Source organism: Hydrogenophaga sp. OTU3427, assembly GCF_038440225.1.
GTDB lineage: Bacteria > Pseudomonadota > Gammaproteobacteria > Burkholderiales > Burkholderiaceae_C > Hydrogenophaga.
Genome location: NZ_JASATI010000003.1, coordinates 55,467 through 79,837, shown reverse-complemented (window position 1 = coordinate 79,837; position 24,371 = coordinate 55,467). Strand labels below are relative to the sequence as shown.

Annotated in this window: 25 protein-coding genes and 1 tRNA gene; 11 read left to right on the top strand and 15 right to left on the bottom strand. The window is 67.8% G+C overall.

Annotation, left to right across the window (positions count from 1 at the left end):
* The first annotated feature begins 5 nt into the window (after nucleotides 1-5).
* From AAHB17_RS02675 to AAHB17_RS02655, 5 genes are all read left to right on the top strand, one after another.
* Nucleotides 6-1,022 (top strand): class 1 fructose-bisphosphatase, encoded by a 1,017-nt coding sequence (locus AAHB17_RS02675; protein ID WP_342128919.1) that lies wholly within the window; start codon nucleotides 6-8, stop codon nucleotides 1,020-1,022.
* Between the two features lie 39 nt (nucleotides 1,023-1,061).
* Nucleotides 1,062-1,137 (top strand) — tRNA-Thr (locus AAHB17_RS02670).
* 105 nt (nucleotides 1,138-1,242) lie between these two features.
* Complete coding sequence (locus tag AAHB17_RS02665; RefSeq protein WP_342128918.1) at nucleotides 1,243-2,079, top strand: ABC transporter permease; 837 nt, start codon at nucleotides 1,243-1,245, stop codon at nucleotides 2,077-2,079.
* A gap of 5 nt (nucleotides 2,080-2,084) precedes the next feature.
* A complete protein-coding gene (locus AAHB17_RS02660; RefSeq protein WP_342128917.1) occupies nucleotides 2,085-2,846 on the top strand; it encodes an ABC transporter ATP-binding protein in 762 nt (253 codons plus the stop codon).
* Nucleotides 2,843-3,727 (top strand): hypothetical protein, encoded by an 885-nt coding sequence (locus AAHB17_RS02655; protein ID WP_342128916.1) that lies wholly within the window; start codon nucleotides 2,843-2,845, stop codon nucleotides 3,725-3,727. The genes AAHB17_RS02660 and AAHB17_RS02655 overlap by 4 nt, the downstream gene beginning before the upstream one ends.
* Nucleotides 3,728-3,730: 3 nt before the next feature.
* On the opposite strand, the gene AAHB17_RS02650 is transcribed toward AAHB17_RS02655, so the two are convergent.
* The 11 genes from AAHB17_RS02650 to AAHB17_RS02600 form a co-directional block, all read right to left on the bottom strand.
* Entirely contained in the window at nucleotides 3,731-4,894 is a 1,164-nt protein-coding gene (locus AAHB17_RS02650; protein ID WP_342128914.1) for a glycosyltransferase family 4 protein, read from the bottom strand.
* 8 nt (nucleotides 4,895-4,902) lie between these two features.
* Nucleotides 4,903-5,943, bottom strand: coding sequence for a GDP-mannose 4,6-dehydratase (gene gmd / locus AAHB17_RS02645; RefSeq protein ID WP_342128913.1), 1,041 nt, complete (start codon nucleotides 5,941-5,943; stop codon nucleotides 4,903-4,905).
* Between the two features lie 122 nt (nucleotides 5,944-6,065).
* Nucleotides 6,066-6,899, bottom strand: a complete 834-nt coding sequence (locus AAHB17_RS02640) for a shikimate dehydrogenase family protein (RefSeq protein ID WP_342128912.1) — start codon at nucleotides 6,897-6,899, stop codon at nucleotides 6,066-6,068.
* Nucleotides 6,900-6,930: 31 nt separating this feature from the next.
* On the bottom strand, nucleotides 6,931-8,835 hold the full coding sequence (locus AAHB17_RS02635) for a bifunctional sugar phosphate isomerase/epimerase/4-hydroxyphenylpyruvate dioxygenase family protein (RefSeq protein WP_342128911.1): 1,905 nt from the start codon (nucleotides 8,833-8,835) through the stop codon (nucleotides 6,931-6,933).
* A 32-nt stretch (nucleotides 8,836-8,867) separates the two neighbouring features.
* The gene (gene aroQ / locus AAHB17_RS02630; RefSeq protein ID WP_342128910.1) at nucleotides 8,868-9,308 is read right to left on the bottom strand and encodes a type II 3-dehydroquinate dehydratase; all 441 of its coding nucleotides are present in this window, start codon (nucleotides 9,306-9,308) and stop codon (nucleotides 8,868-8,870) included.
* 29 nt (nucleotides 9,309-9,337) lie between these two features.
* Complete coding sequence (locus tag AAHB17_RS02625; RefSeq protein ID WP_342128907.1) at nucleotides 9,338-10,384, bottom strand: Gfo/Idh/MocA family protein; 1,047 nt, start codon at nucleotides 10,382-10,384, stop codon at nucleotides 9,338-9,340.
* Nucleotides 10,385-10,472: 88 nt separating this feature from the next.
* On the bottom strand, nucleotides 10,473-11,471 hold the full coding sequence (locus AAHB17_RS02620) for a TRAP transporter substrate-binding protein (protein WP_342128905.1): 999 nt from the start codon (nucleotides 11,469-11,471) through the stop codon (nucleotides 10,473-10,475).
* Nucleotides 11,472-11,563: 92 nt separating this feature from the next.
* Nucleotides 11,564-12,844: a TRAP transporter large permease subunit gene (locus AAHB17_RS02615; RefSeq protein ID WP_342128903.1), complete on the bottom strand. Its 1,281-nt coding sequence runs from the start codon at nucleotides 12,842-12,844 to the stop codon at nucleotides 11,564-11,566.
* A gap of 16 nt (nucleotides 12,845-12,860) precedes the next feature.
* Entirely contained in the window at nucleotides 12,861-13,394 is a 534-nt protein-coding gene (locus AAHB17_RS02610) for a TRAP transporter small permease (RefSeq protein ID WP_342128901.1), read from the bottom strand.
* 210 nt (nucleotides 13,395-13,604) lie between these two features.
* The gene (locus AAHB17_RS02605; protein WP_342128898.1) at nucleotides 13,605-14,288 is read right to left on the bottom strand and encodes a TetR/AcrR family transcriptional regulator; all 684 of its coding nucleotides are present in this window, start codon (nucleotides 14,286-14,288) and stop codon (nucleotides 13,605-13,607) included.
* 46 nt (nucleotides 14,289-14,334) lie between these two features.
* Entirely contained in the window at nucleotides 14,335-15,696 is a 1,362-nt protein-coding gene (locus tag AAHB17_RS02600) for a DUF3422 family protein (protein WP_342128896.1), read from the bottom strand.
* A gap of 99 nt (nucleotides 15,697-15,795) precedes the next feature.
* Here AAHB17_RS02600 and AAHB17_RS02595 point away from each other — a divergent pair, with 99 nt between their 5' ends.
* The 3 genes from AAHB17_RS02595 to AAHB17_RS02585 are packed head-to-tail and all read left to right on the top strand — an operon-like array spanning nucleotide 15,796 to nucleotide 18,258.
* Entirely contained in the window at nucleotides 15,796-16,278 is a 483-nt protein-coding gene (locus tag AAHB17_RS02595) for a MarR family winged helix-turn-helix transcriptional regulator (protein ID WP_342128894.1), read from the top strand.
* Nucleotides 16,279-16,322: 44 nt separating this feature from the next.
* Nucleotides 16,323-17,297: a Bug family tripartite tricarboxylate transporter substrate binding protein gene (locus tag AAHB17_RS02590; RefSeq protein WP_342128893.1), complete on the top strand. Its 975-nt coding sequence runs from the start codon at nucleotides 16,323-16,325 to the stop codon at nucleotides 17,295-17,297.
* A gap of 13 nt (nucleotides 17,298-17,310) precedes the next feature.
* Nucleotides 17,311-18,258 (top strand): cyanophycinase, encoded by a 948-nt coding sequence (locus AAHB17_RS02585; RefSeq protein ID WP_342128892.1) that lies wholly within the window; start codon nucleotides 17,311-17,313, stop codon nucleotides 18,256-18,258.
* Here AAHB17_RS02585 and AAHB17_RS02580 read toward each other — a convergent pair whose 3' ends face one another.
* Nucleotides 18,259-18,720, bottom strand: coding sequence for a MarR family winged helix-turn-helix transcriptional regulator (locus tag AAHB17_RS02580; RefSeq protein WP_342128891.1), 462 nt, complete (start codon nucleotides 18,718-18,720; stop codon nucleotides 18,259-18,261). It abuts the gene before it with no gap.
* A gap of 174 nt (nucleotides 18,721-18,894) precedes the next feature.
* Between AAHB17_RS02580 and AAHB17_RS02575 the strand changes: the two genes are divergently transcribed.
* Entirely contained in the window at nucleotides 18,895-20,118 is a 1,224-nt protein-coding gene (locus tag AAHB17_RS02575; RefSeq protein ID WP_342128890.1) for a flavin-dependent oxidoreductase, read from the top strand.
* A 76-nt stretch (nucleotides 20,119-20,194) separates the two neighbouring features.
* Nucleotides 20,195-21,178, top strand: a complete 984-nt coding sequence (locus tag AAHB17_RS02570; protein ID WP_342128889.1) for a Bug family tripartite tricarboxylate transporter substrate binding protein — start codon at nucleotides 20,195-20,197, stop codon at nucleotides 21,176-21,178.
* A 107-nt stretch (nucleotides 21,179-21,285) separates the two neighbouring features.
* On the opposite strand, the gene AAHB17_RS02565 is transcribed toward AAHB17_RS02570, so the two are convergent.
* Entirely contained in the window at nucleotides 21,286-22,026 is a 741-nt protein-coding gene (locus tag AAHB17_RS02565) for a 2OG-Fe dioxygenase family protein (RefSeq protein ID WP_342128888.1), read from the bottom strand.
* Nucleotides 22,027-22,092: 66 nt separating this feature from the next.
* On the opposite strand from AAHB17_RS02565, the gene AAHB17_RS02560 reads away from it, so the two are divergent.
* Entirely contained in the window at nucleotides 22,093-22,956 is an 864-nt protein-coding gene (locus AAHB17_RS02560; protein WP_342128887.1) for a DUF2189 domain-containing protein, read from the top strand.
* On the opposite strand, the gene acuI is transcribed toward AAHB17_RS02560, so the two are convergent.
* Both acuI and AAHB17_RS02550 read right to left on the bottom strand, forming a co-directional pair.
* Entirely contained in the window at nucleotides 22,957-23,943 is a 987-nt protein-coding gene (gene acuI, locus AAHB17_RS02555; protein WP_342128886.1) for an acrylyl-CoA reductase (NADPH), read from the bottom strand.
* 36 nt (nucleotides 23,944-23,979) lie between these two features.
* Entirely contained in the window at nucleotides 23,980-24,237 is a 258-nt protein-coding gene (locus AAHB17_RS02550) for a hypothetical protein (protein WP_342128884.1), read from the bottom strand.
* Between the last annotated feature and the right edge of the window lie 134 nt (nucleotides 24,238-24,371).

Below are 24,371 nucleotides of genomic sequence, written 5' to 3'. Positions count from 1 at the left end.
CCACCATGAAACGCATTTCCCTTTCCCGCTACCTGGTCGAGCAGCAACGTGTCGACGGCCGCATCCCACCGCAACTGCGCCTGCTGCTCGAAGTGGTGGCCCGCGCCTGCAAACACATCAGCCACTCGGTCAACAAGGGTGCCCTGGGCGACGTGCTGGGCAGCACCAGCAGCGAAAACGTGCAGGGCGAAGTGCAGAAGAAGCTGGACATCATCGCCAACGAGGTGCTGATCGAGGCCAACGAATGGGGCGGCCACCTGGCGGCCATGGCCAGCGAGGAAATGGAAGGCATCTACCTGGTGCCCAACCGCTACCCGCAGGGCGAATACCTGCTGATGTTCGACCCGCTGGACGGCTCCAGCAACATCGACGTCAACGTCAGCATCGGCACCATCTTCAGCGTGCTCAAGAAGGCCGAGGATCACCCGGGCGTGACCGAGCAGGACTTCCTGCAGCCCGGCAACCAGCAGGTGGCCGCCGGCTACTGCGTCTACGGCCCCCAGACCACCCTGGTGCTGACCGTGGGCGACGGCGTGGCGATGTTCACGCTCGACCGCGAGCAGGGCTCCTTCGTGCTGGTGGAGGAAAACGTGCAGATTCCCGCCGACACCAAGGAATTCGCCATCAACATGAGCAACATGCGCCACTGGGACGCTCCGGTGAAACGCTACGTGGACGAATGCCTGGCCGGCAAGGAAGGCCCGCGCGGCAAGGACTTCAACATGCGCTGGATCGCCAGCATGGTGGCCGACGTGCACCGCATCCTCACCCGCGGCGGCATCTTCATGTACCCCTGGGACAAGCGCGAACCCGAGAAGCCGGGCAAGCTGCGCCTGATGTACGAAGCCAACCCGATGGGCTGGCTGGTCGAGCAGGCCGGCGGCGCCGCCACCAACGGCCGCCAGCGCATCCTGGACATCCAGCCGGGCAAGCTGCACGAGCGCGTGAGCGTGGTCCTGGGTTCGAAGAACGAGGTCGAGCGGGTCACCCGCTACCACCTGGAGCCCGGCAGCCCGAGCTGAGGAATGAGGTGTCCAGGATTTGCTAGAATCCTGGGCTACGCCGGTGTAGCTCAGTTGGTAGAGCAGCTCATTCGTAATGAGAAGGTCGGGGGTTCGACTCCTCTCTCCGGCACCATATAGCCAAGGGCCAGCAGCCGTTTTTCTGCTGGCCCTTCGTCGTTTCAGGGCGCAACGGCCTCGCCCCATCCTGTGACATTGAGCTGCTGCCCGCATCCGATTCATGACATCGCCCGCTGAAGCCGCCCCACCCTGCACACGCCGCCGCCCGAGCCAGTGGCAGCTGCTGTGCCGTGACGTGCAAGGGTCCCTGCGGCTGTGGCGTCTGTGGACCCACCTGGGCTGGGGCGACATCCTCAAGCAGTACCGGCGCTCCTTCCTCGGTCCGATCTGGATCTCGCTGAACTCGGCCATCTTCATCCTGCTGTTCAGTCTGATCGGTGCCCAGCTGTTCAGCCTGCCGCTGGAAAACTACCTGAGCTACTTCTGCCTGGGCCATGTGTTCTTCAGCTTCCTGACCTCCACCATCAACGAAGGCTGCCAGACCTACATCGCCGCCGATGCCTTCCTCAAGCAGACCGCGTACCCCAAGATGGTGTTCGTGCTGCGGGTGGTCTGGCGCAACCTGATCCTGCTGGCGCACAACGCGCCCATCGCCTTGCTCGTGCTCTGGTGGACCGGCACCTGGACGGCCGTGCGGCCCGGCTGGTTCCTCCTGGGACTGGCCATCACCGCGCTCAGCGCCTGCCTGCTGGTTGCCCTGCTCGGCGCGCTGGCCGCGCGCTTCCGCGACGTGCCCATGATGATCACCAGCCTCATGCAGCTGGCCTTCTTTGTCACGCCGGTGATGTGGCAGCCCGGGCAGCTCACACAACGCGCGCAGGCCGTGGTGCTGTGGAACCCCATGGCGGCCTATCTGGATCTGCTGCGCATGCCCCTGCTGGGCCAGGTGCCCGGGACGGCGGCGCTGGCGATGGCGCTGGGCGTGCTGCTGATGCTGGCCCTGCTGTTCGCCTGGTCCTACGTCAAGGTGCGCCGGCGCATCGTTTTCTGGCTCTAGACCCCATGGCGCACATCTCCCTGTCCGGGGTGTCCATCGACTTCCCCGTCTTCACCTCACAGAACAAGGGGCTGATCAACACCCTGCTCGGCTTCAACGGCAGCAGCCACGGCCGCATCGCCCGCGATGGGCCGGGGCATGGCCTGCGGGTGCACGCCCTGCGAGACGTGAACCTGCAGCTGCGCCAGGGCGACCGGGTGGCGCTGATCGGGCGCAACGGCGCGGGCAAGTCCACGCTGCTGCGGGTGCTGTCTGGCGCCTACGAGCCCACCCAGGGCGACATCGAGTCCGACGGGCGCATCTCGGCGCTGACCGACCTGATGCTGGGCATGGACCCGGAGGCCAGTGGACACGAATTCATCTTCACCCGCGGCATTGTCATGGGGCTGAGCCACCAGCAGGCGCGGGCGCTGACGCCGGACATCGAGGCCTTCAGCGAGCTCGGCGACTACCTGCACTTGCCGGTGCGTACCTACTCGTCCGGGATGCTGCTGCGGCTGGCGTTCGCGGTCGCCACCGCCATCACGCCCGACATCCTGCTGATGGACGAGATGATCGGCGTCGGCGACAGCAGCTTCATCCAGAGCGCCGGCAAGCGCCTGGAGCGGCTGATGAACCAGGTGGATGTGCTGGTGCTGGCCTCGCACAACGAGCAAATCCTGCGCCAGTTCTGCACCCGGGGCATCCTGCTCAGCGAGGGCCGGGTGGTGCTGGACGGCCCACTGGAAGACTGCCTGCAACTGCACCGCCGGGGCCTCAAGAAATGAGCTCCTTCTTGCTGCACATCGTCATCAGCACGGCCGATGGCCCAGAGAAGTGCGACCGCGCGCTGGCCGCGCTGCTGCCCGACCTGGGCGCGGGCGATGTCCGGCTCACGCTGCTGCATGGCGGCAGCGCCTCGCCCGACACGCTGCGGCGCTGGGCCGGCACGCCCGTCGAACTGCGGCACTTCCCCGGCGAGACCGTCTGGCACCTGCGGCGTCGGCTGCCCGAGCTGGTGTCGGACTGCGAATGGCTGCTGCTGCTCGAAGACCACAACCAGCCCCTGCCCGGCTGGCTGCCGGCCTTGCGGGAAGTGCTGGCGCGCACGCCGGCAGGCACGACGGCGGTGCTGGGCGCCACCAGCAACCTGACGTCCACCGAACCGTGGAGCTGGGCCAATTTCCTGACGGTGCAGTGTTTTCACTGGGCGCCCCAGCTCAGCATCCCGGTGCGCCCCCTGCCCTTCAACGCGGCCTTCCGCCGCCGCCTGCTGCCATCCGGTCCCTGGACCCTGGGCTACTTCGAAACCCAGGTGATGCGGACCTTGATGCGGCAGGCCACCGGTGACGCGGGTTTTCCGGTGGACCACATCCAGCACCGGCCTTTTCCGGGCGTGCTGCGCTACCACCACGCCAACGGCCGGGCCACCGGCGCGTACCTGCGCCAGCACGCCGCCACGCCGGCGCGCCATCTGGGCATACACCTGCTGCACGTGCTGCTGCAGCGCCCCTGGCAGGCGTTCCAGAAGATCCGTCACCACCCCCTGGCGGGCAGCTTGCCGCGTGGCACGCGCGCACGCATGTACGCCTTGTCCATCGCACACGCGGCGGGTGCGGTGCATGGTTTCCTCAGAGGCGAAGGACGGGCGCTCGAACTGCTGGAGTGAGGATCAGGCGATGGCCTGATACACCGCCACGGTCTCGGCCACACACCTGTCCCAGCTCAGTTCTTTCGCCCGGGCCAGCCCGCGCGAAACCGCTGCCTCGCGCCAGGCGTGGTCGGTCAGCAAGCGCTCCAGCTGCTGCCGCAATTCGTCCAAATCGTCGGGGTTGGCCAGCAGCGCAGCCCCCCCGGCCACCTCGGGCATGCAGGACAGGGTGGACGTCAGCACCGGCACGCCACAGGCCATGGCCTCCAGCATGGGCAGCCCAAACCCCTCGTAGATGGAGGTCATGGCGTAGGCGTGGGCCCCCGCGTACACGCTGGGCAGGTCGGCTTGTGGCACAAACCCCAGGTAGTGCAGCCAGCCCTGGGCGCGGGCCTGCTCGATCAAGGTCTGCATCGAGGTGTTCAGCCAGCCGGGCGCGCCCGTCAGCACCAGGGGGTAGGTGGCGCGCAGCGCGGCCGGCAGCTGGGCGTAGGCGCGCATGAGCTGATCCAGCTTCTTGCGCGGCTCCAGCGTGGCCACCGCCAGCGTGTAGCGGCCCTGCGTCAGGCCCAGTCGGTCCAGCACGGGCCGGAGTTCGGCCGCCGGCCGGGGCCGGAACACCGGGTCGACCCCCAGGTGCACCGCCTTGACGCGCTCAGGTGCCACGCCGTAGTCGGTGATGAGCTCCTGGCGCACCGCCTCCGAATCGGTGATCAACATGGCCGCGCGTTGCAGCGAACGTTCGAAGGCGAGATCGAAATAGCGCCGCCGCGCCGAGGGGTGCATCTGCGGAAAGCGGCGCAGGGACAGGTCGTGCACCGTGGCCACCGACGGTCCGTCGTGGGCGGCGAGGAAATAGTTGGGCGAGTGGTAGACAAAGCCATTGGCCTGGCGCAGCATCTGGCGCCGCCGGCGCTCGGACACCCGGTCGTAGACCTCGACCGCCCAGTGCCGCGAGGCCAGCGCCTGGCGCACCTGGCCTTGCCAGCGCGACGACCACGGCACCGGTTGTCCCGAGGCCTGGTCCTGCAGGCCGGGCACGGTCTGGCGCCAGCGAAACATGTCCAGCAGGCGCAGCTCCTCCACCTGCTCGAACCGCGGCAGGCGGGTCGCCAGTTCGTAGGCATAGCGCCCGATGCCGGTCAGGGGCGGAAAAATGGCATCGACCGAAAAGACCAGCTTCACCGATGGCTTCAAAACGACATCCCTGCCTCGTTGTGCCGCAAGTCCGCCGCCACCATCATCTCGCACAGCTGTTCCAGCGAGGTCCGGGGCTCCCAGCCCAGGCGCGCCTTGGCCTTGGACGCGTCGCCCACCAGCAGGTCGACCTCGGCCGGCCGGAAGAAGTCGCGGTTGATGCGCACCACGGTCCGGCCGGTGGCCGTGTCGATGGCGGTCTCGTTTTCATCCTGCCCCCGGAATTCCAGCACCAAACCGGCGGCGCGGAAGGCCATGTCCACGAAGTGGCGCACCGTCTCCGTGCGCTGGGTGGCCAGCACGTAGCTGTCCGGCTCGTCCGCCTGCAGCATGCGCCACATGCCTTCCACGTATTCCTGCGCGTAGCCCCAGTCGCGCCGGGCATTCAGGTTGCCCAGTTCCAGCACCTCGAGCTGGCCCAGCCGGATCTTGGCCACGCCGTCGGTGATCTTGCGTGTCACGAACTCGCGGCCCCGCAGGGGGCTCTCGTGGTTGAACAGGATGCCACTGCAGGCAAAGATGCCATAGCTCTCGCGGTAGTTCACCGTCATCCAGTGCGCGTAGAGCTTGGCCACGCCATACGGGCTGCGCGGATAAAAAGGCGTGTTCTCGTTCTGCGGCACCGCCTGCACCTTGCCGAACATTTCGGAGGTGCTGGCCTGGTAGAAGCGTATTCCCGGATTGACCAGCCGGATGGCCTCCAGCAGGTTGAGCGCGCCCTGCCCGGTGATGCTGGCGGTGGTGGTCGGCTGCTCGAAGCTGACATTCACCGCGCTCTGCGCCGCCAGGTTGTAGACCTCGTCGGGCCGCGTCTTCTGCAGCATGTGGATGCTGGCGCCCAGGTCGGTCAGGTCATGCTCGACCAGGTGCAGATGGGAATGCCCCTCCAGCCCCAGCTCCTTGATGCGCCACCAGTTGACCGAGCTGGTGCGCCGGTAAGCCCCATAGACCACGTAGTCCTTGGACAGGAGCAACGCCGCCAGATAGGCACCGTCCTGTCCGGTAATGCCGGTGATGAGGGCTGTCCGCTGCGGCATGGTGGCTTAAATGTTTCAAAAACCGTCAAGCATACCCGCAAGGCGCCCCATGACAGGGTCCGACAAGGTATCTGGCGGTGCTGGCGTCGCCCGACGGCAGATACCACCCCCTGGGAGGGGATTCAGTAGCTCAGCCGTGCATGCTCGCGCAGCACCTCGGCGGTGGTGGTGGGCAGGCCGAAGAACTCCAGATAGGCCGGGATCTGTTCGAACAGCATGTCCGAACCCACCTGCACGCGGCAGCCGCGCGCCTGGGCGGCGGTGAGGAAGGCGGTCATTTCGGTGCGCATCACGACCTCGCCCACGAAGGTGCTGGGCGCCAGGCGCGACACGTCCAGCGGCAGCGGGTCGCCTTCGTTCATGCCCATGGGCGTGGCGTTGACCACCAGGTCGAAGCCGGCCGGGTCGTTGCTGCCGGTGCTCACCGCAATGGCCGGATAGTTGGCCTGCAGTCGCTGGCCCAGGGCCTCGGCGGCGGCGGTGTTCACATCGAACAAGGCCATGGCGGCGATGTCCTCGGCCGCCAGCGAGGCCGCGATGGCGCAGCCCACGCCGCCGCTGCCCACCACCAGCACGCGGGCGCCGCGCAGGGTCAGGCCCTTGCGCAGCACACCGCGCACAAAACCCGCACCGTCGAACATGTCGCCCACCAGGCGGCCGTCGGGCGTGCGCTTGACGGCGTTGCAGGCGCCGGCCACCTTGACGGTGGGCGTGACCTCGTCGAGCAAGCCGACCGTGACCACCTTGTGGGGCATGGTGATGAGGGCGCCGCAGATGTTGGTGAGCGTGAACACCGACTTCAGGAAGGCCGGGTAGTCGGGCGTCTGGCAGCCCATGGGCACCACCACCACGTTGGCACCCACGTGCTCGAAGAAGGGGTTGTAAATCATCGGCGACTTGAAGGTGTGTGTCGGGTAGCCGATGTGGGCGATGAGTTGGGTGTGTCCGTTGATCATGGTCGGTCTCGTCGAAAACGAACGGTGGGGTTCAGGCGGCGCCCTGCGCGTCGCGCCACAGGGCCGTGGCGGCCAGTCGCACGGGCGCGTTGGCCGCGCCATAGCCGGTGTAGCCGCCCCGGCGCTCCACCAGTTCGAAGTGGAAGCGGTCGTCGAAGGGCGCCAGGTACAGCTGCAGGAACTCGGCACCCGAAGGCTCGCGGTCGTAGAGGATGCCCAGCGCGCGCAGCTGTGCGAGCCAGTCGGGGGCCAGGTCGTACTTGGCGGCCAGGTCGTCGTAGTAGTTGGCTGGCACCGGCAGCATGGGCGCGCCCTGTGCCTGGAGGGCCTGGGCCGTGGCCACCAGGTCGGTCACGCTGAGCGCGATCTGCTGCACGCCAGCACCACGGAAATGCGACACCGCCCGCGACACCTGGGTGTTGTCGCGTTCGGAGACGGTGATGGAGACCCGCACGGCGCGGTCGGCGGATTCGATCTCGCGGCTGCGGATCAGGCCGTAGGGGTCGTGCAACATCACCTGGCGCTCGGGCAGCAGGCCCAGCACCGCACGGTGGAACAGCACCCAGGGCTCCACCTGCCCGCCGGGCACGGCCTGCACCAGGTGGTCGATGCGGGCGCCCGCGCCCAGCGGCGCGTTCGCCAGCGCCTGGGCGTCGATCACGAAGTCGGACTCGAAGCCGTGGTGCCCCTGGACGGGCGTCTCGCAGAAGTAGAGCAGGCTGCCATCGGGCGCACGCACACTGGGGATGGTCAGCTCCTGCTGGCCCACCCGGCCGCTCACGCGCGGACACAGCAGCGCTTCGGCGCGGGCCAGCGCCGCGGTGGTGTCGGTGGTGGTGATGGCCACCGCGCAGGCCGAGGTGCCATGCAGCTCGAAGTGGCTGCGCGCCAAGGAATCCGGCTCCAGGTTGAGGACGATGCGCACCTCGCCCTGGCCGTAGAGCTCGACCTGCTTGCTGCGGTGCTGGCCAATGCGCGCGAAACCCATGCTGCGCAACCAGGTCGCCAGTGCGGCGCCGGCGGCGGGGTCGACCGCAAACTCGACAAAGCCCCAGCCGCCGAAGGTCGGTGGCGCCGGCGGATCGAACAGCGGCACTTTGAAGGCCGGCGCCTCGGGCGCGTGGCTGCGCCGCACCTGCTCCTCCAGCCACAGCAGCGAACGCATGGCGTCGACCGCGTTGGCGCGTGCCGGTGCGGAGCGGAATTCGTCGTTGAAGACCTCCAGCGACAGCGGGCCGGTGTAGCCGGCGTCGATCACAGCGCGGGTGAAGCCGCTCATGTCCAGCTCGCCCTGGCCGGGGAAACAGCGGTAGTGGCGGCTGTGGGTCAGCACGTCGGTGTTGACCCAGGGCGCGTCGGCCAACTGCACGAAAAAGATCTTGTCGCCCGGCAGTTGGGCGATGGGCGCCGGGTCGTCGCGCAAGGCCAGCGTGTGGAAGCTGTCCAGCGCCAGGCCCAGGTGCGGGTGGTTGACACGCCGAACCACGTCCCAGGCCTGCGAGAACAGCTTGACCTGGCTGCCCCAGGCCAGGGCCTCGTAGGCGATGAACATGCCGCGCTGCCCAGCGCGTTCGGCCAGCTGGTGGAACTGCTCGGCCAGCACGGCCGGGTCGCCCACGGCGTCGGGCTGAACGTTGGAGCAGACCAGGATCATGGTCGTGCCCAGCTCCTGCATGAGGTCGAACTTGCGCTCGGCGCGTTCGATGTTGCGGGCCAGCTGGGCGGCCGTCGGGGCGTCGAAATCGCGGAAGGGCTGAAACAGGTCAATGCCCAGCCCCAGGTCCGCGGCCATGCGGCGCAGCTCGGCCGGCGTGCCGGGGAACTGCAGGAGGTCGTTCTCAAAGATCTCGACACCGTCGAAGCGCGCGGCCGCGGCGGCCTGCAGCTTCTCGCGCAACATGCCGGAAAGAGAGACGGTGGCGATAGCGCGGCGCATGTCTGGGACCAGGTCGGGGTGGAGGGGGTAGCTCAGCTGGCGCGGGCTTGGCTGACGGCGGCGCGCAGGGCCAGCAGGTAGCTGTCGACGCCAAAGCCGGCGATCTGGCCACGCGCGATCTCGGCGATCACCGAGTGGTGGCGGAAAGCCTCGCGGGCGTGGATGTTGGACATGTGCACCTCGTAGATCGGTGCCTTGAGAATGGCCAGCGCGTCGCGGATGCCGTAGCTGTAGTGGGTCCAGGCGCCGGCGTTGATCAGCACGGCGTCCACGCCCTCGGCGTGGGCGCGGTGGATGCGCTCGCACATCTCGCCTTCGAAGTTGGTCTGGAAGTTCTCGACCGCCACGCCCAGCTCCTGGCCCAGGGCCACCAGCCTGTCGTTGATTTCGCTCAGCGTGATGGTGCCGTACTGCGCCGGATCGCGCTTGCCGAACATGTTGAGGTTGACGCCGTTGAGCACGAGGATTTTCATGGTCGTTCCTGGGGAAAAGTGGTTCGGGTTCAGGTCAGTTCGATGACGCGGCCGGACGCGGCCGCCTCGGCGATGGCTTCGGTGATCTGGAGGTTGCGCAGGCCATCGCGGGCCGTCACCAGCGGGCTGGCCTCGCCGCGCACGACGGCGCCAAAGTGCTCCATCTGGTGCTTGAGCGGGTCGTCGCGCAGCATCCCCACGGTGCCCACCTCAAAAGGTTTCCACCACGAGCGGTCTTCGTCGCGCGGGTAGGTCTTGAGGCGCATGGTCGGCACCGACAGGCTGCCATGGGTGCCGGTGACCACGTAGCAGTCCTCGTCGTCGTAGCTGGGGTAGGCCTTGTTTTCCTGGGACGTCTGTTCCCAGCTGCGCGCGCAGGCCGCGGTGTCGCTGAGCATGAAGCTGCCCAGCGCGCCGTTGGCGAAACGCAGGTTGATGGCCACCGTGTCCTCGACGGCAAAACCGCGCGTGGCGTTGGACTTGAAGGCCTGCACGGCGACGATCTCGCCACACAACATGCGCAGGTTGTGCACCTCGTGGATCATGTTGATGAGGATGGGTCCACCCCCCGGCTGGGCGCGCCAGGGGCCGTCGGCAAAGTAGTGGTCGGGCTTGAAGAAAGTGGCGCTGCCCATGACCGCGACCAGTCGGCCCAGCTGGCCGGAGTCGACCACCTGCCGGGCCTTGGCCATGATCGGGCTGTGGGCGCGGTGGTGGCCGATGAGCACGCGGGCACCGGTGCGCTCCACCGCATCAGCCAGGCGCTGGCCTTCGGCCACGGTGGTGGCGATGGGCTTTTCCACCAGGATGGGCAGTTCCGCCTCCAGGCATTGCAGGGCCTGGGGCACATGCAGCTGGTTGGGGGTGGCCAGCAACACACCGTCGGGGCGGTCCTGGGCCAGCAGTTCTTCAATGGAACGGTACAGAGGCACACCCGCCTGGACCGCCACGGCGGTGGCGGCGGGCGAGGGGTCCACCACCGCCGACAACGTGACGGTGGGGCTGCGTTGCGCCACGGCGATGTGGGCCTGGCCGATGAGGCCGGCGCCGGCCACGGCGATGCGGGTCTTGCTCATGTCGGGAGGAATGCGGTGGGCGGGGTCGTTGAAGCAACCAGGACGGCACCCCCCATCCCGGCACACGGGATGGCGGATGCCGCAGGGATCACTTGCGGGCTTTTTCCAGCTCGGCCTGCAGTTCCTTGACCGTGTCCTGGCCCACGCTGACGCCGAACTTGGCGATCACCGGGCGCATCTTGTCGCGCAGCTTGCCCACCTCGGCGGCCGACAGCTCGGTCACCTGCATGCCGTTCTTCTTCATGTTGTCCAGGGCCGAGGCCACCTGGCCACGGGCCTGCTCACGCTGGTACTTGGCCGACTCGACCGCGGCGTCCGCAATGATCTTCTTCTGGCCGGCGTCCAGCCCGTCCCAGAACTTCTTGCTGATGATCACCGATTGCGGGTTGTACTGGTGGTTGCTCAGCACCACGTGCTTCTGCACTTCGTACAGCTTGTTGGCGTTGATCACGGTGAGCGGGTTTTCCTGACCGTCGATGGCCTTCTGCTCCAGCGCGGCGTAGACCTCGGGGAAAGGCAGCGGCGTGGGGTTCGCGCCCACGGCCTTGACCCACTCGACGTTGATCGGGTTGGGGATCACGCGCAGCTTCAGGCCTTCGAGGTCCTCGACCTTGGTGATGGGGCGCTTGCTGTTGGTGATGTTGCGGAAACCCAGTTCGTAATAGGCCAGACCGACCAGGCCCTTGTCCTGCAGCTTGTCGTGCAGCTTCTTGCCAAAGGGACCGTCCATCACGGCATCGGCTTCCTTGGTGTTGGTGAACATGAAGGGGAAATCGTAGGCGGCGAATTCCTTGACCTGGCTGGCGAAGATGCCCGAGTTCATGGACGCCATCTCCAGCGTGCCGCCCTGGATGGCCGACACGTTGGCCTGGTCGCTGCCCAGCGTGCCGCCGGGGAACAGGTTGACCTTGATCTTGCCGCCCGACTTGGCGGCGACGATTTCGGCGAACTTCTCCATGCCCATCACGATCGGGTGGCCCTTGGGGTTCTGGGTCGCGAACTTGATGGTCTTGTCTTGTGCCTGGGCGGCACCGAAGGCGGCCACGGCCGCTGCGGCAACCAGGGTCTTGAGGATCAAACGTTTCATGGTGTCTCCGAGGATGGAAAGAGAAGTGGTACGCGTCTTGAGTCGACCAGGGCGACGGCGTACCCGTCACCGCCCTGGTCCGGGAATCTGGATCAGCCCGCCAGCCAGCGGGCCGGCCACATGATGAGCTGCGGGAACAGCACCATCAGGAACATCAGGCCAAACTGCGCCAGCATGAAGGGCCAGACGCCTTTGGTGACCTCGTCCATGGTGACCTTGCCCACGCCGGCCACGGTGTTGAGCACCGTGCCCACCGGCGGCGTGATCAGGCCGATGGCGTTGTTCATGATGAACAGCACGCCGAAATAGACCGGGTCGATGCCGGCGGCCTTGACGATGGGCATGAGCACCGGTGTCAGGATCAGGATGGTGGGCGTCATGTCCATGGCCGTGCCCACGATGATCACCAGCACCATGATGGCCATCATCAGCAGCGTCGGGCTGTCCAGCAGAGGCTGCAGCAGTTCCACCAACTGGGCCGGCAACTGGGCCACCGTGATCAGCCAGGCCGACACCATGGCGCCGGCCACCAGGAACATGATCACCGCAGTGGTCTTGGCTGCCGCCAGGAACAGACCATAGAGCTGGGAGATCTTGAGCTCGCGGTAGACGAACAGCGAGATCAGCAAGGCATAGACGGCGGCGACCACGGCGGCTTCCGTCGGCGTGAAGACGCCGAACTTCAGGCCAACGACCACGATCAGCGGCAGACCCAGCGCAAACATCGCGTCCTTGAGCGCCACCTTCACTTCGGCCAGGCTCTTGCGCTTGGGCGGCGTGACCATTTCCTTGCGCGCCACCCACCACCAGGTCAGGCACAAGGCCACACCCAGCATCAGGCCGGGCGCGATGCCGGCCAGGAAGAGCTTGGAGATGGACACGTTGGCGGCCACACCGAAGATCACGAAGCCGATGCTGGGCGGGATGATGGGCGCGATGATGCTGGCCGAGGCCAGCAGGCCAGCCGAGCGTGCCTTGTCGTGGCCGGCGTGCACCATCATGGGCAGCAGCAGGGCCGACAGCGCGGCCGCGTCGGCCACGGCCGAGCCGGACAACGCGGCCATGAACACGGCCGCCATGATGCCCACATAGCCCAGACCACCGCGCACGTGACCGACCAGGGACATGGCGAACTGCACGATGCGCTTGGACAGGCCACCGGCGTTCATGATTTCACCGGCGAGCATGAAGAAGGGAACGGCCAGCAGCGGGAAACTGTTGGCACCTTCGATCACGTTCTGCGCCAGGATCTGGGCGTCGAACATGTCCAGGTGCCACATCAGCGCGGCGCCACTGAGCAGCAGCGAGAAGGAAATGGGAATGCCGATGGCCATGGCGGCGATCAGCGAGCCCAGGAAGATGGCGATGGTCATGAAAGGTCTCCGGGGCTTAAGGGTGCGGGTCGCCAGTGGGCATGTCTTCCGACTCGCGGATGCCGACCAGTTCGTTGTTGGCCATCTGCCCGGTCAGCAAGCGCCAGAAGTTGTAGACCAGAATGGGTGCGCCAAGGATGGCGAAGGACATGCCGCTGGCGTAGAAATAGCCCATGGAGGCCTCCATCACCGCGCTGGTCGAGTCCCAGTTGATCTTGACCTGCTCCCAGGAGCCCCGGTAGACCAGCCAGCAGACGTAGAGCATGAACAGGTAGCTCAGGCCCAGGCACAGCTTCTGCCCGGCCACGGGCAAGCGCGCGATCAGCGAGTCGGTGCCCAGGTGGGTGCGGTCGTTCAGCGCCACCACGGCGCCGAGAAAGGTCATCCACACGAAGAGCCAGCGCGACAGTTCCTCCGACAGGGTCAGGCCGGAGTTGAAGCCGTAGCGCATGACCACGTTGCCAAAGACCATGATGACCATCAGCACCAGGCACACCACCATCAGCCAGGACAAGGCCCGACAGTAGGCGTTGATGAATTTTTGAACCATGCAGGTCTCCTTGATACGCGTTGCCGATAATGTACGAACTGGTTAGTTTTCAAAGAATAAGTATTTACCCTTAGACCCTTGACCACGCGAACAGCACGCGCTGCCTCACCCGCGGACACCGCCGGGCTGGCTTTGCCCGATGGCTGGAGCCGTCCCCTAGAGAGGGGATGAGGTCACAGGCAGTGGGCAAGCAACGGGCACGGGCCCCGTCTACACCCGCACGAAGCGCAGCACCATGTCCACCACATTGGCCCGCCGTTGGTCCAGCACCTTGGGGTCGGTCATGTCGCGCTTGAAGATCAGCCCGAAGGTGTAGCGGTTGGAGACGTTGAAGAAAGTCAGCGCCGAAATCGAGGCATGGATGTCGATCGGGTCCAGCCCAGGGCGGAAGATACCCTCTTCCACCCCGCGCCGGTAGAGCCGCTCAATCGACGAGATGGCGGGCACGTTCAGCGCCTGGATGCTCTTGCTCTGGGCCAGGAACTGGCCGTGGTTCATGTTCTCCGACACCACCAGGCGGATGTAGTTTTCGTTGCCGTAGTGGTGGTCGAAGGTGAATTCCACCAGCCGGCGCAGCGCCGTGACCGGCGGCAGGTCGTCCAGGTGCAACTGGCTTTCGATGGCGCGCATGCGCCGGTAGGACTCCTCCAGCACGGCCAGGTACAGGCCTTCCTTGCTGGCGAAATAGTAATAGATCATGCGCTTGCTGGTCTGGGTCGCGGCCGCGATCTCGTCGATGCGCGCGCCGGCCAGCCCCTTCTCGGCAAACTCGGCCAGGGCCACTTCCAGGATGTTGGCCATGGTCCGCGCCGGGTCGTTGGTGCGTGTCGCTTCCTTGCCCGCCCGGGGTTTGGCACCGGTGTTTTTCGGCTTGGAATGTACCGTTTCGTTCATTCGGCCAGTATAGGCCGGCAGGCACAAAAACGGTAGACCACGCCGCTCAGTCGGCGTGGTGCAGCCGCTCGTGGATGCGCCGTGTGGTGCGCCACACCGCCCACAACACCAGGGGCACCAGCGCCCCCGCCGCCAGCTCGGGATGCAGGGGCAGGCCGGCCGCCTTGCCGGCCTTGGCCAGGTACAGCAGCAGGCTGATCACGTAGTAAGAGATGGCAGCGATCGACAGCCCCTCCACCGTGGTCTGCAGTTGCAGTTGCAGGTCCTGCCCGCGCGTGAGTTTTGCCAGCAGCTGCTGGTTCTGGGTTTCGGTGACGATGTCCACGCGGGTGCGCAGCAAGGCGCTGGCACGCGAGACCCGTTCGGACAGCGAGGTCAGCCGCTGTTCTGTGGCCGCCACCGTGGCCATCGCGGGCGAGAGCCGGCGCTGCATGAATTCGCCCATGGTCTGGGTGCCGGGAATGGGGCGTTCGCGCAGCTCGGCGATGCGTTGTGTCACCAGGCGGTCGTAGGCACGGGTGGCGGCAAAACGGTAGACATGCTCGGCGGTGGCGCGCTCCACGCCGGCGGCCAGCGACACCAACTGGTCGAGCAGCGCCTGCTCCGAGCTGCTCTTGTTTTCCAGCTCGGCGGTGATGTGGGCCAGCTGCTGTTCGGCCTGCCCGAGCAGCGGCGACAAGGCCTTGGCCACCGGCAGGCCGCGCAAGGCCATCAGACGGTAGGTTTCGAATTCGAGCAGGCGCTGCGAAATGCGGCCGACCCGGGTTTCGGTCGTGCCCGGCGGTGCGATCACCAGCATGCGTTCGAAGCCGTCGGCGCGCAGCGCGAAATCGGTCAGCGCCCAGGAGTGGCCGCCCCCCATCTGCGAAGCCACCAGGTTGCTGCGCCCGAACCAGCTCCGGGCCGGACCCATCAGGGCGGCCTGGGCTTCGGTGGTCTGTTCCGGCAGATCGGCGTTGAGCATCACCATCTGGATGGCGGCCACCGTGCGCCCCGGCAGGGTCGCCAACCACTCGGGAGGCACCACCAGCTGGGCCATCAGGTCCGGGTTCACGCTGCCCAGTCCGGCACCGTCGGGCAAGGCCTGGACGATGGAGTAGCGGGTGAACTCGGTGTGGCGCTCCCATTTCAGGGTGTGTCCCTCGAAACGCAGGCGCAGGAAGTTGCCCTGCAGCTGCTCGGGCGAGAGCCCGGCCTGTCCCGGCAGCTGGCGCAGGTGTTCACATTCCCGCTCGCGCGAAATGCCCTCGTTGAGCACCGCCACGAACACGATCAGCGCCGGCAGCCGGATGCGGGCCGGGGGTCGCGCGTGGACCTCGTTGTGCAGCAAGGTGCGCTGGCCGTCATCGAGGGGCAGGCAGCGCAGGGGGCCGGAAGCGGCGGAAATGGGGTGGGCGGCGGCATCCATGGCCCGCATTGTGCGGCCAACGCGCGGGCCGCCTTGATGAGCATGCTGACCATGGGCACAGGGATAATAAGGTTCGACCCTCAGCACCCTCCGTTCGCCATGAGCCCTGCCGCCCCCCCCGAAATCGCGCTGACCGAGTTGCCCGGCCACTACATCCGGCGCCTGCACCAGATTTCGGTCGGCATCTTCATGCAGGAGGCCGAACCCTGGGGCGTGACGCCGGTGCAGTACGCGGCGCTGCAGACGGTGCGCAACCAGCCCGGCGTCGACCAGCGTTCGCTGGCACGGCTGATCGCGCTCGACACCTCCACCATCGGCGGCGTGATCGACCGGCTGGAAGCGCGTGGCCTGCTGCAGCGCAACGCCGCCCCGGGCGACCGCCGCGTGCGCCAGCTCACGCTGACCCCCGCCGGCCAGCAACTGCTGGCCGACGTGATTCCGGCCATGCGCCGCGTGCAGGACCGGCTGCTGGAACCGCTGCAGCCCCAGGAGCAGGCCGCCTTCATGGAAATGCTCGAACGCATGGTCAACACCAACAACGCGCTCAGCCGCGCACCCAGCGGCGTGGTCGGCGAACGCTGAAACCCCACTCCTTCTCTCCCGCTCACTTCACCCGACGTTTCCCGATGCACAAACGCAGCACCCTCCTCGTCCTGTCCCTGGCGCTGGCCGCACCACTGGCCCTGCAGGCGCAGCCGGCCAGCTACCCCTCCAAACCCATCCGCATGGTCGTGCCCTTCCCGCCCGGTGGCGGCACCGACATCCTGTCGCGCCTGGTGGCCAGCCGGCTGACCGAGGCCAGGCAATGGACCATCGTGGCCGACAACAAGGCCGGTGCCGGCGGCACGCTGGGCATCACCGAGGCGACCAAGGCCGCGCCCGATGGCTACACCATGGTGATGGGTCAGAAAGACAACCTGGTCGTCGGCGCCTGGCTCTACCCCAACCTGCCCTGGAACCCGACCCGTGACCTGGTGCCGGTGGCCCACGTGGCCTACACGCCGGTGGTGATCGCCACCAGCGCCAACTCGCGTTTCAAGACCCTGGCCGATGTGGTGGCCGCGGCCCGCAGCGCCCCCGACGCCGTGACCTACGGCTCGCCCGGCAACGGCACCACCATCCACCTGGCCGGCGACCTGTTCGAGAAGGCGGCCGGCATCAAGATCCGCCACGTGCCCTACAAGGGCTCCAACCCGGCCCTGATGGACGCCCTGGCCGGCAACGTGGACCTGCTGGTCTCGTCCGTGCCCTCGGCCATGGCGCAGATCAAGGCCGGCAAGCTGCGCGCGCTGGCCGTGACCTCGGCCAAGCGCAGCTCCTCCCTGCCCGAGGTGCCCACCGTCGCCGAGTCGGGCTACAAGGACTTCGACGTCAGCACCTGGTACGGCCTGTTCATGCCGGCCGGCACGCCCGACGCCGTCGTCCACGCCGTCCACACGGAAGTGAACAAGCTGCTGGGCACGGCCGAGATGAAGGCCGCGGTGCACGCGCAGGGCGCCGAGCCCCAGGCCATGAAGACCGACGAGTTCGCGCAGTTGGTCAAGACCGACCACGCCAAGTGGAAGGCCATCGTCCAGGCCTCCGGCGCCAAGATCGAATAAGGCGCGGCGGTCCATGTTCAAACGACGAGAGCTGATGCTGCGGGGCGCGGCCCTGGGGCTGCTGCCACTGCACGCCCGCGCCCAGGCACTGGCCGCCACGCGCCGCGTGGGCCGGCTGGTGGCCATCGGTGGCGCCGAGGACCGGCTGCAGGACCGCGTCATCCTGCGCCGCTACGTGGAGCTGTGCGGTGGCCCGCGGGCGCGCATCCGGGTGCTGTCGGCGGCCAGCGGCGACCCCCGGGGCGTCTGGCTGGCCTACCAGCAGGTCTTCGCCGAGCTCGGCGTGTCCGACAGCGCCCACCTGGACATCATCGACCCCACGCACGCCAACAGCGCCGAGGTGGTGGACCAGATCCTGGACGCCGACGGCATCTTCATCTCGGGCGGCGACCAGCGCCGCCTGATGGACTTGGTCTGGGAAACCGAGGCCTTTCGCGCGCTGCACACCGCCTTCCACCTGCGCGGCTGCTGCGTGGGCGGCACCAGCGCCGGCGCGGCGGTGCTGTCGCGCCACATGCTGGCGCAGGGCGCCGCGCCGCGCCTGCCCGAAAAGGAAGCGGCCGAACTCGACCTCGGCCTGGGCTTCGTGTCCAAGGCCATCATCGACCAGCATTTCTCCGAACGCGGCCGGCTGGGGCGCCTGCTGTCCGTGCTGGCGCAGCGGCCCGACATGCTGGGCGTGGGCATCGACGAAGACACCGCCCTGGTGATCGAGCGCGGCCTCAGCGTCGAAGTGGTGGGCCAGGGCGCGGTGACCCTGGTCGATGGCCGGCAGTTGCGCTCCAACTTCGACGACATCGACAGCCACGAACGGCTCGAAATGCTCAACGTGCGCGTGCACCTGCTGCCGGCCGGGCGCCGCTACAGCGCCAGCAGCGGCGACTACAGCTTCCGCCGCATGCCGCCCTCGTTGCGCGACGCGGTGTCGCTGCTGGTGGCGCCGGGGCCCATCCGGGGCTGATCAGTCCAGCGGCACAAACGGCGCCCGGGCGTGTCCGGCCAGCCCGGCGGTCAGTGTGTCCAGCAGTTCGATCAGTTGGCGGCGCTGCTCCAGCGACAAGGGCGCCAGCAGCTGCTGGCAGGCCTGCTCGGCCGGAGCCTGGGCTTGCGCCAGCAAGGCCTTGCCCTCGCGGGTCAGGTGCACGGCCATCTGTCGGCGGTTGGTGGACGACATGGCGCGCTCCACCAGGCCGCGTTGCTGCAGGCCCTTGAGCACCCGCATCACCGTCACCTTGTCGAAGGCCAGGCCACGCGCCAGGCGGGTCTGGTCGATGCCCGGTTCGCTCGCCACGATGGTCAACACGCCAAACTGCGCCTGCGTCAGGCCCAGCGTCTCGCAGGCACCCTCGAAGATCGCGCCCGAAATCTGGTGGGCGCGCCGCAAAAGGAAACCCGGACGCTGGTACAACTTGGACAATGACATGGAACAGAAGGCCTCGGACAGGATGAAGGCTGGCGATGCCGGGCACGCTTGGGGGCGCCGACAACTCCGATTGTAGGAACCCACCCTGCCGGACAATAGGTGGTGGTGTTCATGTTGTGATTTTGTTAGCATGCTAACTCAACACATGCAAGCCATCCCCGATTGGAGTCCCCCATGAGCATCGCCATCGCAGGCGGCGGCATCGCCGGCCTGGCCCTCGCCCTGTCGCTGCACCAGCGTGGCATCGCCTGCCACGTCTTTGAGGCCGTGCCCGAGGTGCACGAGCTGGGCGTGGGCATCACCCTGCTGCCCCACGCCACCCGCGAGCTGTCGGCACTGGGGTTGCTCGACCGCCTGGAGGCGGTGGCCATCGAGAACCTGGAAAGCGTGTTCTACAACCGCTTCGGCCAATACGTGTACCGCGAGCTGCGTGGCCGCCACGCCGGTTACGACACACCGGAGCTGGGCATACACCGGGGCAAGCTGCACCGCATCCTGTGGGACGCGGTGCTGGAGCGCCTGGGGCCGGCCCACGTGCACACCGGCCACCGCGCCTTGCGGGTCGAGCAAGACGACACTGGCGCCACCCTGTGTTTTGCGGCGGTCAACGGCGTCACCCCGCCTCCCGCGCGGGCCGACATCGTGGTTGCCTGCGACGGCGTCAACTCGGCCCTGCGCCGCCAGTTCCATCCCGACGACGTGCTGGCGTTCGGCGGCATCAACACCTGGCGCGGCGTCAGCGTGCACAAGCCCATCCTCAGTGGCAAGAGCTACCTGCGCATCGGTTCGGTGGACACCGGCAAGATGGTGATCTACCCCATCGTCGACAACGTCGACGGCCAGGGCAACCAGCTGATCAACTGGATGGCCGAGATCCGCCAGCCCGAAGCCACCATGAACGACTGGAACCAGGCCGGGCGCGTCGAGGACTTCATCGGCATCTACCAGGACTGGCGTTTCGACTGGCTGGACGTGCCGGCGCTGATCCGCTCGGCGCGGCAGGTGCTGCAGTACCCCATGGTGGACAAGGACCCGCTGCCGCGCTGGACCTTCGGCCGCGTGACGCTGATGGGCGACGCCGCCCACCCCATGTACCCGCGCGGCTCCAACGGCTCGGCCCAGGGCCTGATCGACGCCCGCACCCTGGCCGAACAGCTGGCCTTCCACAGCGATCCGCTGGCGGCGCTGCACGGCTACGAAGACCTGCGCCGCGAAGCCACCGCACAGGTGGTGCTGACCAACCGCACGGTACCGCCCGACGCCATCATCATGAAGGCCGATGAGCTGAGCGGCGACCGGCCCTTCCGCCACATCGACGAGCTGATCAGCCAGGACGCGTTGCGCCAGATCTCGGAGAACTACAAGCAGGTGGCCGGCTTCGCGCTGCCGAAAGACTGAAACGGCGGCCGACCGGCAACGGATAAAGTGTGGCCTTCGCGCTGGCTGGCGCGTCCCTTTTTTCAGGAGCCTCCTCATGAGCCGAATCTCCCGTCGTCCCCTGTTGCGCAGCGTGCTCGGCGCTGCCCTGATCGCCGCCGGTGCACTGTGTGGCACAGCCCACGCCCAGAGTGGCAAGACCATCAAGCTGATGGTGGGCTTCCCGCCCGGTGGTGGCACCGACGCCATTGCCCGCATCCTGGCCGAGCCGCTCAAGGATGCCCTGGGCGCCACCGTGGTGGTGGACAACAAGCCCGGCGCCGGTGGCCAGATCGCCGGCCAGGCCCTCAAGGCCGCGGCACCCGACGGCACCACGTTTTTCCTTTCGCACGACCACAGCATCTCCATCCTGCCGCTGGTGATGAAGAACCCGGGCTACGAGCCGGCCAAGGACTTCGTGCCCGTGGCCGGCTTCGCCACCTTCGTCAACGCCTTCGCGGTCTCGGGCGGCACCCCGGCCAAGAGCTTCAACGAGTACGTGGCCTGGGGCGGCAAACAGGCCAAGGGTGCGGTGGGCGTGCCGGCGCCGGCGTCGGTGCCCGAGTTCCTGGTCAAGGTGATCGGCACGAAATACAAGCTCGACCTGGTGTCGGCGCCCTACCGCGGCAGCGCACCCATGATGGCCGACATGCTGGGCAACCAGATCCCGGCCGGCGTGGCCTCCATCCCCGATTTCATCGAAAACCACAAGGCCGGCAAGCTGCGCGTGGTGGCCGTGCTGGGCGACAAGCGCCAGGCCGCCTTGCCCGACGTGCCCACCTTCGCCGAACTGGGCCTGGCCGGCTTCGAGGACATGCCCTACTACGGCATCTTCGCCCCGGCCGGCACGCCGCCGGCCGAGATCGAGCGTTTTGGCGCCGCCCTGCAAAAGGCGCTGGCCCTGCCCGACGTGCGCGAAAAGCTCACCAACATGGGCCTGACCGTGGGCTTCAGCAGCAGCCAGCAGCTGGCCGCGCGCGAAGCCGCCTACGCCAAGGTCTGGGCCAGGATCATCAAGGACAGCGGCTTCGTGCCGCAATGAAATAGGGCCCCCACGCTCCGCCGCTGCGCGGGTCGCTGCCCCCCGAGGGGGTGCGGCCTTGCTTGGGGCGGCCCGGCGCTGCGGCCCAATGCCCCTTGCGCGCGCTCTCAGTTCTGGAAACCGCCGGCGCGCAGGGTGATGACCAGTGTGTCGCGCCAGCCCAGGCCGTCCGGGCCGTCCACCGGCTGGATGGGCGTGGTCTCGTGGATCACGCGTTCGTCGTCGAGCAGCAACAGCGACCAGGGTTCGGTCAGCGTGAAGCGCTGGCCATTGGGACCCTGGGCCTCGAACACGCGGCTCTCGCCGCCCTTGATGCGGTGGCGCCCCACCATGAACACGGCCACGAAGTCCACGCCATCGCGGTGCGCGCCTTCGGGTGTGGGGCGGCCGATGCCGTCGGTGGTGTCGATGCGGAACAGGTGCGACTCGATATACCAGGGCTGCGCGCCCTTGAGGCTGGACGCGGTGGCCGCGAGCTGCAGCAGCAGCCGGGTCCAGGTCGGATCGGCCACCATCGCCTCGGCCATGGGCTCGAACCAGCGCAACATGCCGCCGTGCAGGGCGTTGTAGGCGATGGGCTGCCAGTGGGCGCGGTGCGGCACCTGCGAGACGGTGTCGCCCTCGACCACAAAACAGCTGTGGCGCCGGCGCCGGTAGCGGCCGCCGTCCTTGAGGTAGGCATCGCTGGGCAGATCGTCCCAGGCCGGCTGCAAGGCCGCCAGCGACTGCGCCGACAGGCCTGACCACTGCTGCACGGAGCGGGCATCCAGCACGGCATAACCCTGCTGCTGGACACTGGACATCAGCCGGTCGACCGGCACACAGGGGGGGAGGAAATGGGCACTCATGGTCGGTCAGTGTAGCGAGGCCCGCAGCCCCGGCACGGGAAAACCAGAAGCTGGCGGACACGGCCCATGCGCTATGTTCAGAGCCTGCCCCTCACGCCTGACGCCATGTCGCCCGCCACCGAAACCGACCCACCCCCTTCCGGCACCGAGCCCTCGCCCGAGGCCCAGGGCCCGTCCATCCTGTCGCTGCCACTGGCCGAACTGCGCGCCGGCGACCCGCTGCGCTGGCTCGCGCTCGGCTGGGCCGATTTCCGGCGTGCCCCCGCGCTGGGCCTGTTCTACGGCCTGTGTTTTTTCCTCATGGGCCACGCGCTGCTGTGGGTGTTCCGCACCGCGCCGGCCTATGTGCTGGCGCTCAGCGCCGGCTTCCTGCTGATGGGTCCCTTCCTGTGCCTGGGGCTCTACCACGCCAGCCGCGCACTGGAACAGGGCCAGGCGCCCCGTCTCGGTGAGTCGCTCGCGGCCTGGCGCCCCACCAAGGGCACCATGGCCATCTTCGCCGGCGTGCTGCTGATCCTGGAAATGTTGTGGGGCCGGGCCTCGCTGGTGGTGTTCGCCGTCACCTTCAACACGATGCCCAGCGCCGACAAGCTGCTGCCGGCGCTGATCGCGCCGGAGAATGTCACCTTCCTGATCACCTACGTGATGGTCGGGGCCGTGTTCGCCGGCCTGATCTTCGTCACCAGCGTGATCTCCATCCCCATGATCATGGACCGGCAGGTGGACGCGATCTCGGCCGGTCTGACCAGCATACGCGCCAGCCTGCAGAACCCCGGTGTGATGCTGTGCTGGGGCGCGCTGATCACCGTGGTGATCGGCCTGTCCATGTTGCCCGCCTTCGTCGGCCTGCTGGTCAGCGGGCCGGTCATTGGCCACGCCACCTGGCACGCCTACCGGCACATCGTGCCCCGGGTCGGACCGGGCGCCTGATCAGGCGTTCACATCCACCACCAGGCGGCCACGGACCTGGCCGGCCAGGATGCGCTGCGCCGCGGGCAACACGTCCGCCAGCCCGATGGTCTCCGTCATCCGGTTCAGCTTGTCGCGGTCCATCTCATGCGCCAGCGCGGCCCAGGCCCGCTCCCGCGCGACCATGGGCGCCATCACGCTGTCGATGCCGCGCAAGGTGACGCCGCGCAGGATGAAGGGCGCCACCGAGGCCGGAAAGTCCAATCCCTGCGCCAGGCCACAGGCCGCGACCACGCCGCCGTAGCGCGTGCTGGCGCAGGCGTTGGCCAGGGTGTGGCTGCCCACCGAGTCGACCACCGCCGCCCAGCGTTCCTTCTGCAGGGGCTTGCCCGGCGCACTGAGCGCGGCGCGGTCCATCACCTCGGCCGCGCCCAGGGCCTGCAGGTAGGGCGCTTCATCGGTGCGGCCGGTGGACGCCACGACACGGAAGCCGCGTTGCGCCAGCAGCGCGATCGCCACGCTGCCCACGCCACCGCTGGCGCCGGTGACCAGCACCTCGCCGTCGCCGGGTTTCACGCCCTGGTCGTGCAGGGCCAGCACACACAACATGGCGGTGTAGCCGGCCGTGCCCAGCGCCATGCACTGCGCGGCGCCCAGCGCGCCGGGCAGGGGCAGGAGCCAGTCGCCCTTGACACGCGCCATCTGCGCCAGGCCGCCCCAGTGGGTCTCGCCCACACCAAAGCCGTTGAGCAGCACGCGGTCGCCGGGCTTCCAGCGCGGGTGCCCGCTGTGGGTGACCGTGCCCGCGAAGTCGATGCCAGGCACCATGGGAAAGCTGCGCACCACGGGCGAGCGACCGGTGATGGCCAGGCCGTCCTTGTAGTTGAGCGTGGAGGCCTCGACCGCCACCGTGACATCGCCGCTGGCCGGCAGCTGCGTCTCGTCGATCTGGTCGAGCACACACCGATAGCCCGACGCGGGCTGGGTGATCATCAAGGCCTTGAACATCGTGTCTCCTGCTGGAATGGAAAGGGGGCGGCACCGTCATTCGCCACGCGCCAGCCGCAGCGCCAGCCACATGCCGGCGAGGCAGTTGCCCAGGGCCAGCAGCGCCGCCACGAGCATGCCCGCGGTGCTCAGCATCTCGCTGCGCAGCGCCCAGGCCATCACCGACGACAGGGCGTTGAAGGCCAGCATCAGCCAGAACACCCCTCGGCGCGGTTGCCACAGTCGCCTGAACGCCATGCCACCCCCTGGCGGCGCGGGCGCTTGGACGGCAGCTTGTTCATCGGGCGTGGGCATGTGGCCCATGTTAGCAACGCGCCCTGCAACCGTGGCATGGAACCTGCATTCACCCAGCACCACGACGGTCTCTGGGCCCATGAGGCATTTGCATCAAGTGCCCGCGTAAACCCCGATGCTCCGTGCTTCTGCCC

Bases quoted from the DNA above. Each gene is read 5' to 3' on its own strand.
- AAHB17_RS02605 (WP_342128898.1), bottom strand. From the start codon at position 14,288: ATGAACGAAACGGTACATTCCAAGCCGAAAAACACCGGTGCCAAACCC.
- AAHB17_RS02595 (WP_342128894.1), top strand. From the start codon at position 15,796: ATGAGCCCTGCCGCCCCCCCCGAAATCGCGCTGACCGAGTTGCCCGGC.
- AAHB17_RS02560 (WP_342128887.1), top strand. From the start codon at position 22,093: ATGCGCTATGTTCAGAGCCTGCCCCTCACGCCTGACGCCATGTCGCCC.
- AAHB17_RS02590 (WP_342128893.1), top strand. From the start codon at position 16,323: ATGCACAAACGCAGCACCCTCCTCGTCCTGTCCCTGGCGCTGGCCGCA.
- AAHB17_RS02575 (WP_342128890.1), top strand. From the start codon at position 18,895: ATGAGCATCGCCATCGCAGGCGGCGGCATCGCCGGCCTGGCCCTCGCC.
- AAHB17_RS02550 (WP_342128884.1), bottom strand. From the start codon at position 24,237: ATGCCCACGCCCGATGAACAAGCTGCCGTCCAAGCGCCCGCGCCGCCA.
- AAHB17_RS02570 (WP_342128889.1), top strand. From the start codon at position 20,195: ATGAGCCGAATCTCCCGTCGTCCCCTGTTGCGCAGCGTGCTCGGCGCT.
- gmd (WP_342128913.1), bottom strand. From the start codon at position 5,943: ATGCCGCAGCGGACAGCCCTCATCACCGGCATTACCGGACAGGACGGT.
- AAHB17_RS02580 (WP_342128891.1), bottom strand. From the start codon at position 18,720: ATGTCATTGTCCAAGTTGTACCAGCGTCCGGGTTTCCTTTTGCGGCGC.
- AAHB17_RS02665 (WP_342128918.1), top strand. From the start codon at position 1,243: ATGACATCGCCCGCTGAAGCCGCCCCACCCTGCACACGCCGCCGCCCG.
- AAHB17_RS02635 (WP_342128911.1), bottom strand. From the start codon at position 8,835: ATGCGCCGCGCTATCGCCACCGTCTCTCTTTCCGGCATGTTGCGCGAG.
- AAHB17_RS02610 (WP_342128901.1), bottom strand. From the start codon at position 13,394: ATGGTTCAAAAATTCATCAACGCCTACTGTCGGGCCTTGTCCTGGCTG.
- AAHB17_RS02565 (WP_342128888.1), bottom strand. From the start codon at position 22,026: ATGAGTGCCCATTTCCTCCCCCCCTGTGTGCCGGTCGACCGGCTGATG.
- AAHB17_RS02585 (WP_342128892.1), top strand. From the start codon at position 17,311: ATGTTCAAACGACGAGAGCTGATGCTGCGGGGCGCGGCCCTGGGGCTG.
- AAHB17_RS02620 (WP_342128905.1), bottom strand. From the start codon at position 11,471: ATGAAACGTTTGATCCTCAAGACCCTGGTTGCCGCAGCGGCCGTGGCC.
- AAHB17_RS02615 (WP_342128903.1), bottom strand. From the start codon at position 12,844: ATGACCATCGCCATCTTCCTGGGCTCGCTGATCGCCGCCATGGCCATC.
- acuI (WP_342128886.1), bottom strand. From the start codon at position 23,943: ATGTTCAAGGCCTTGATGATCACCCAGCCCGCGTCGGGCTATCGGTGT.
- aroQ (WP_342128910.1), bottom strand. From the start codon at position 9,308: ATGAAAATCCTCGTGCTCAACGGCGTCAACCTCAACATGTTCGGCAAG.
- AAHB17_RS02640 (WP_342128912.1), bottom strand. From the start codon at position 6,899: ATGATCAACGGACACACCCAACTCATCGCCCACATCGGCTACCCGACA.
- AAHB17_RS02600 (WP_342128896.1), bottom strand. From the start codon at position 15,696: ATGGATGCCGCCGCCCACCCCATTTCCGCCGCTTCCGGCCCCCTGCGC.
- AAHB17_RS02655 (WP_342128916.1), top strand. From the start codon at position 2,843: ATGAGCTCCTTCTTGCTGCACATCGTCATCAGCACGGCCGATGGCCCA.
- AAHB17_RS02625 (WP_342128907.1), bottom strand. From the start codon at position 10,384: ATGAGCAAGACCCGCATCGCCGTGGCCGGCGCCGGCCTCATCGGCCAG.
- AAHB17_RS02660 (WP_342128917.1), top strand. From the start codon at position 2,085: ATGGCGCACATCTCCCTGTCCGGGGTGTCCATCGACTTCCCCGTCTTC.
- AAHB17_RS02675 (WP_342128919.1), top strand. From the start codon at position 6: ATGAAACGCATTTCCCTTTCCCGCTACCTGGTCGAGCAGCAACGTGTC.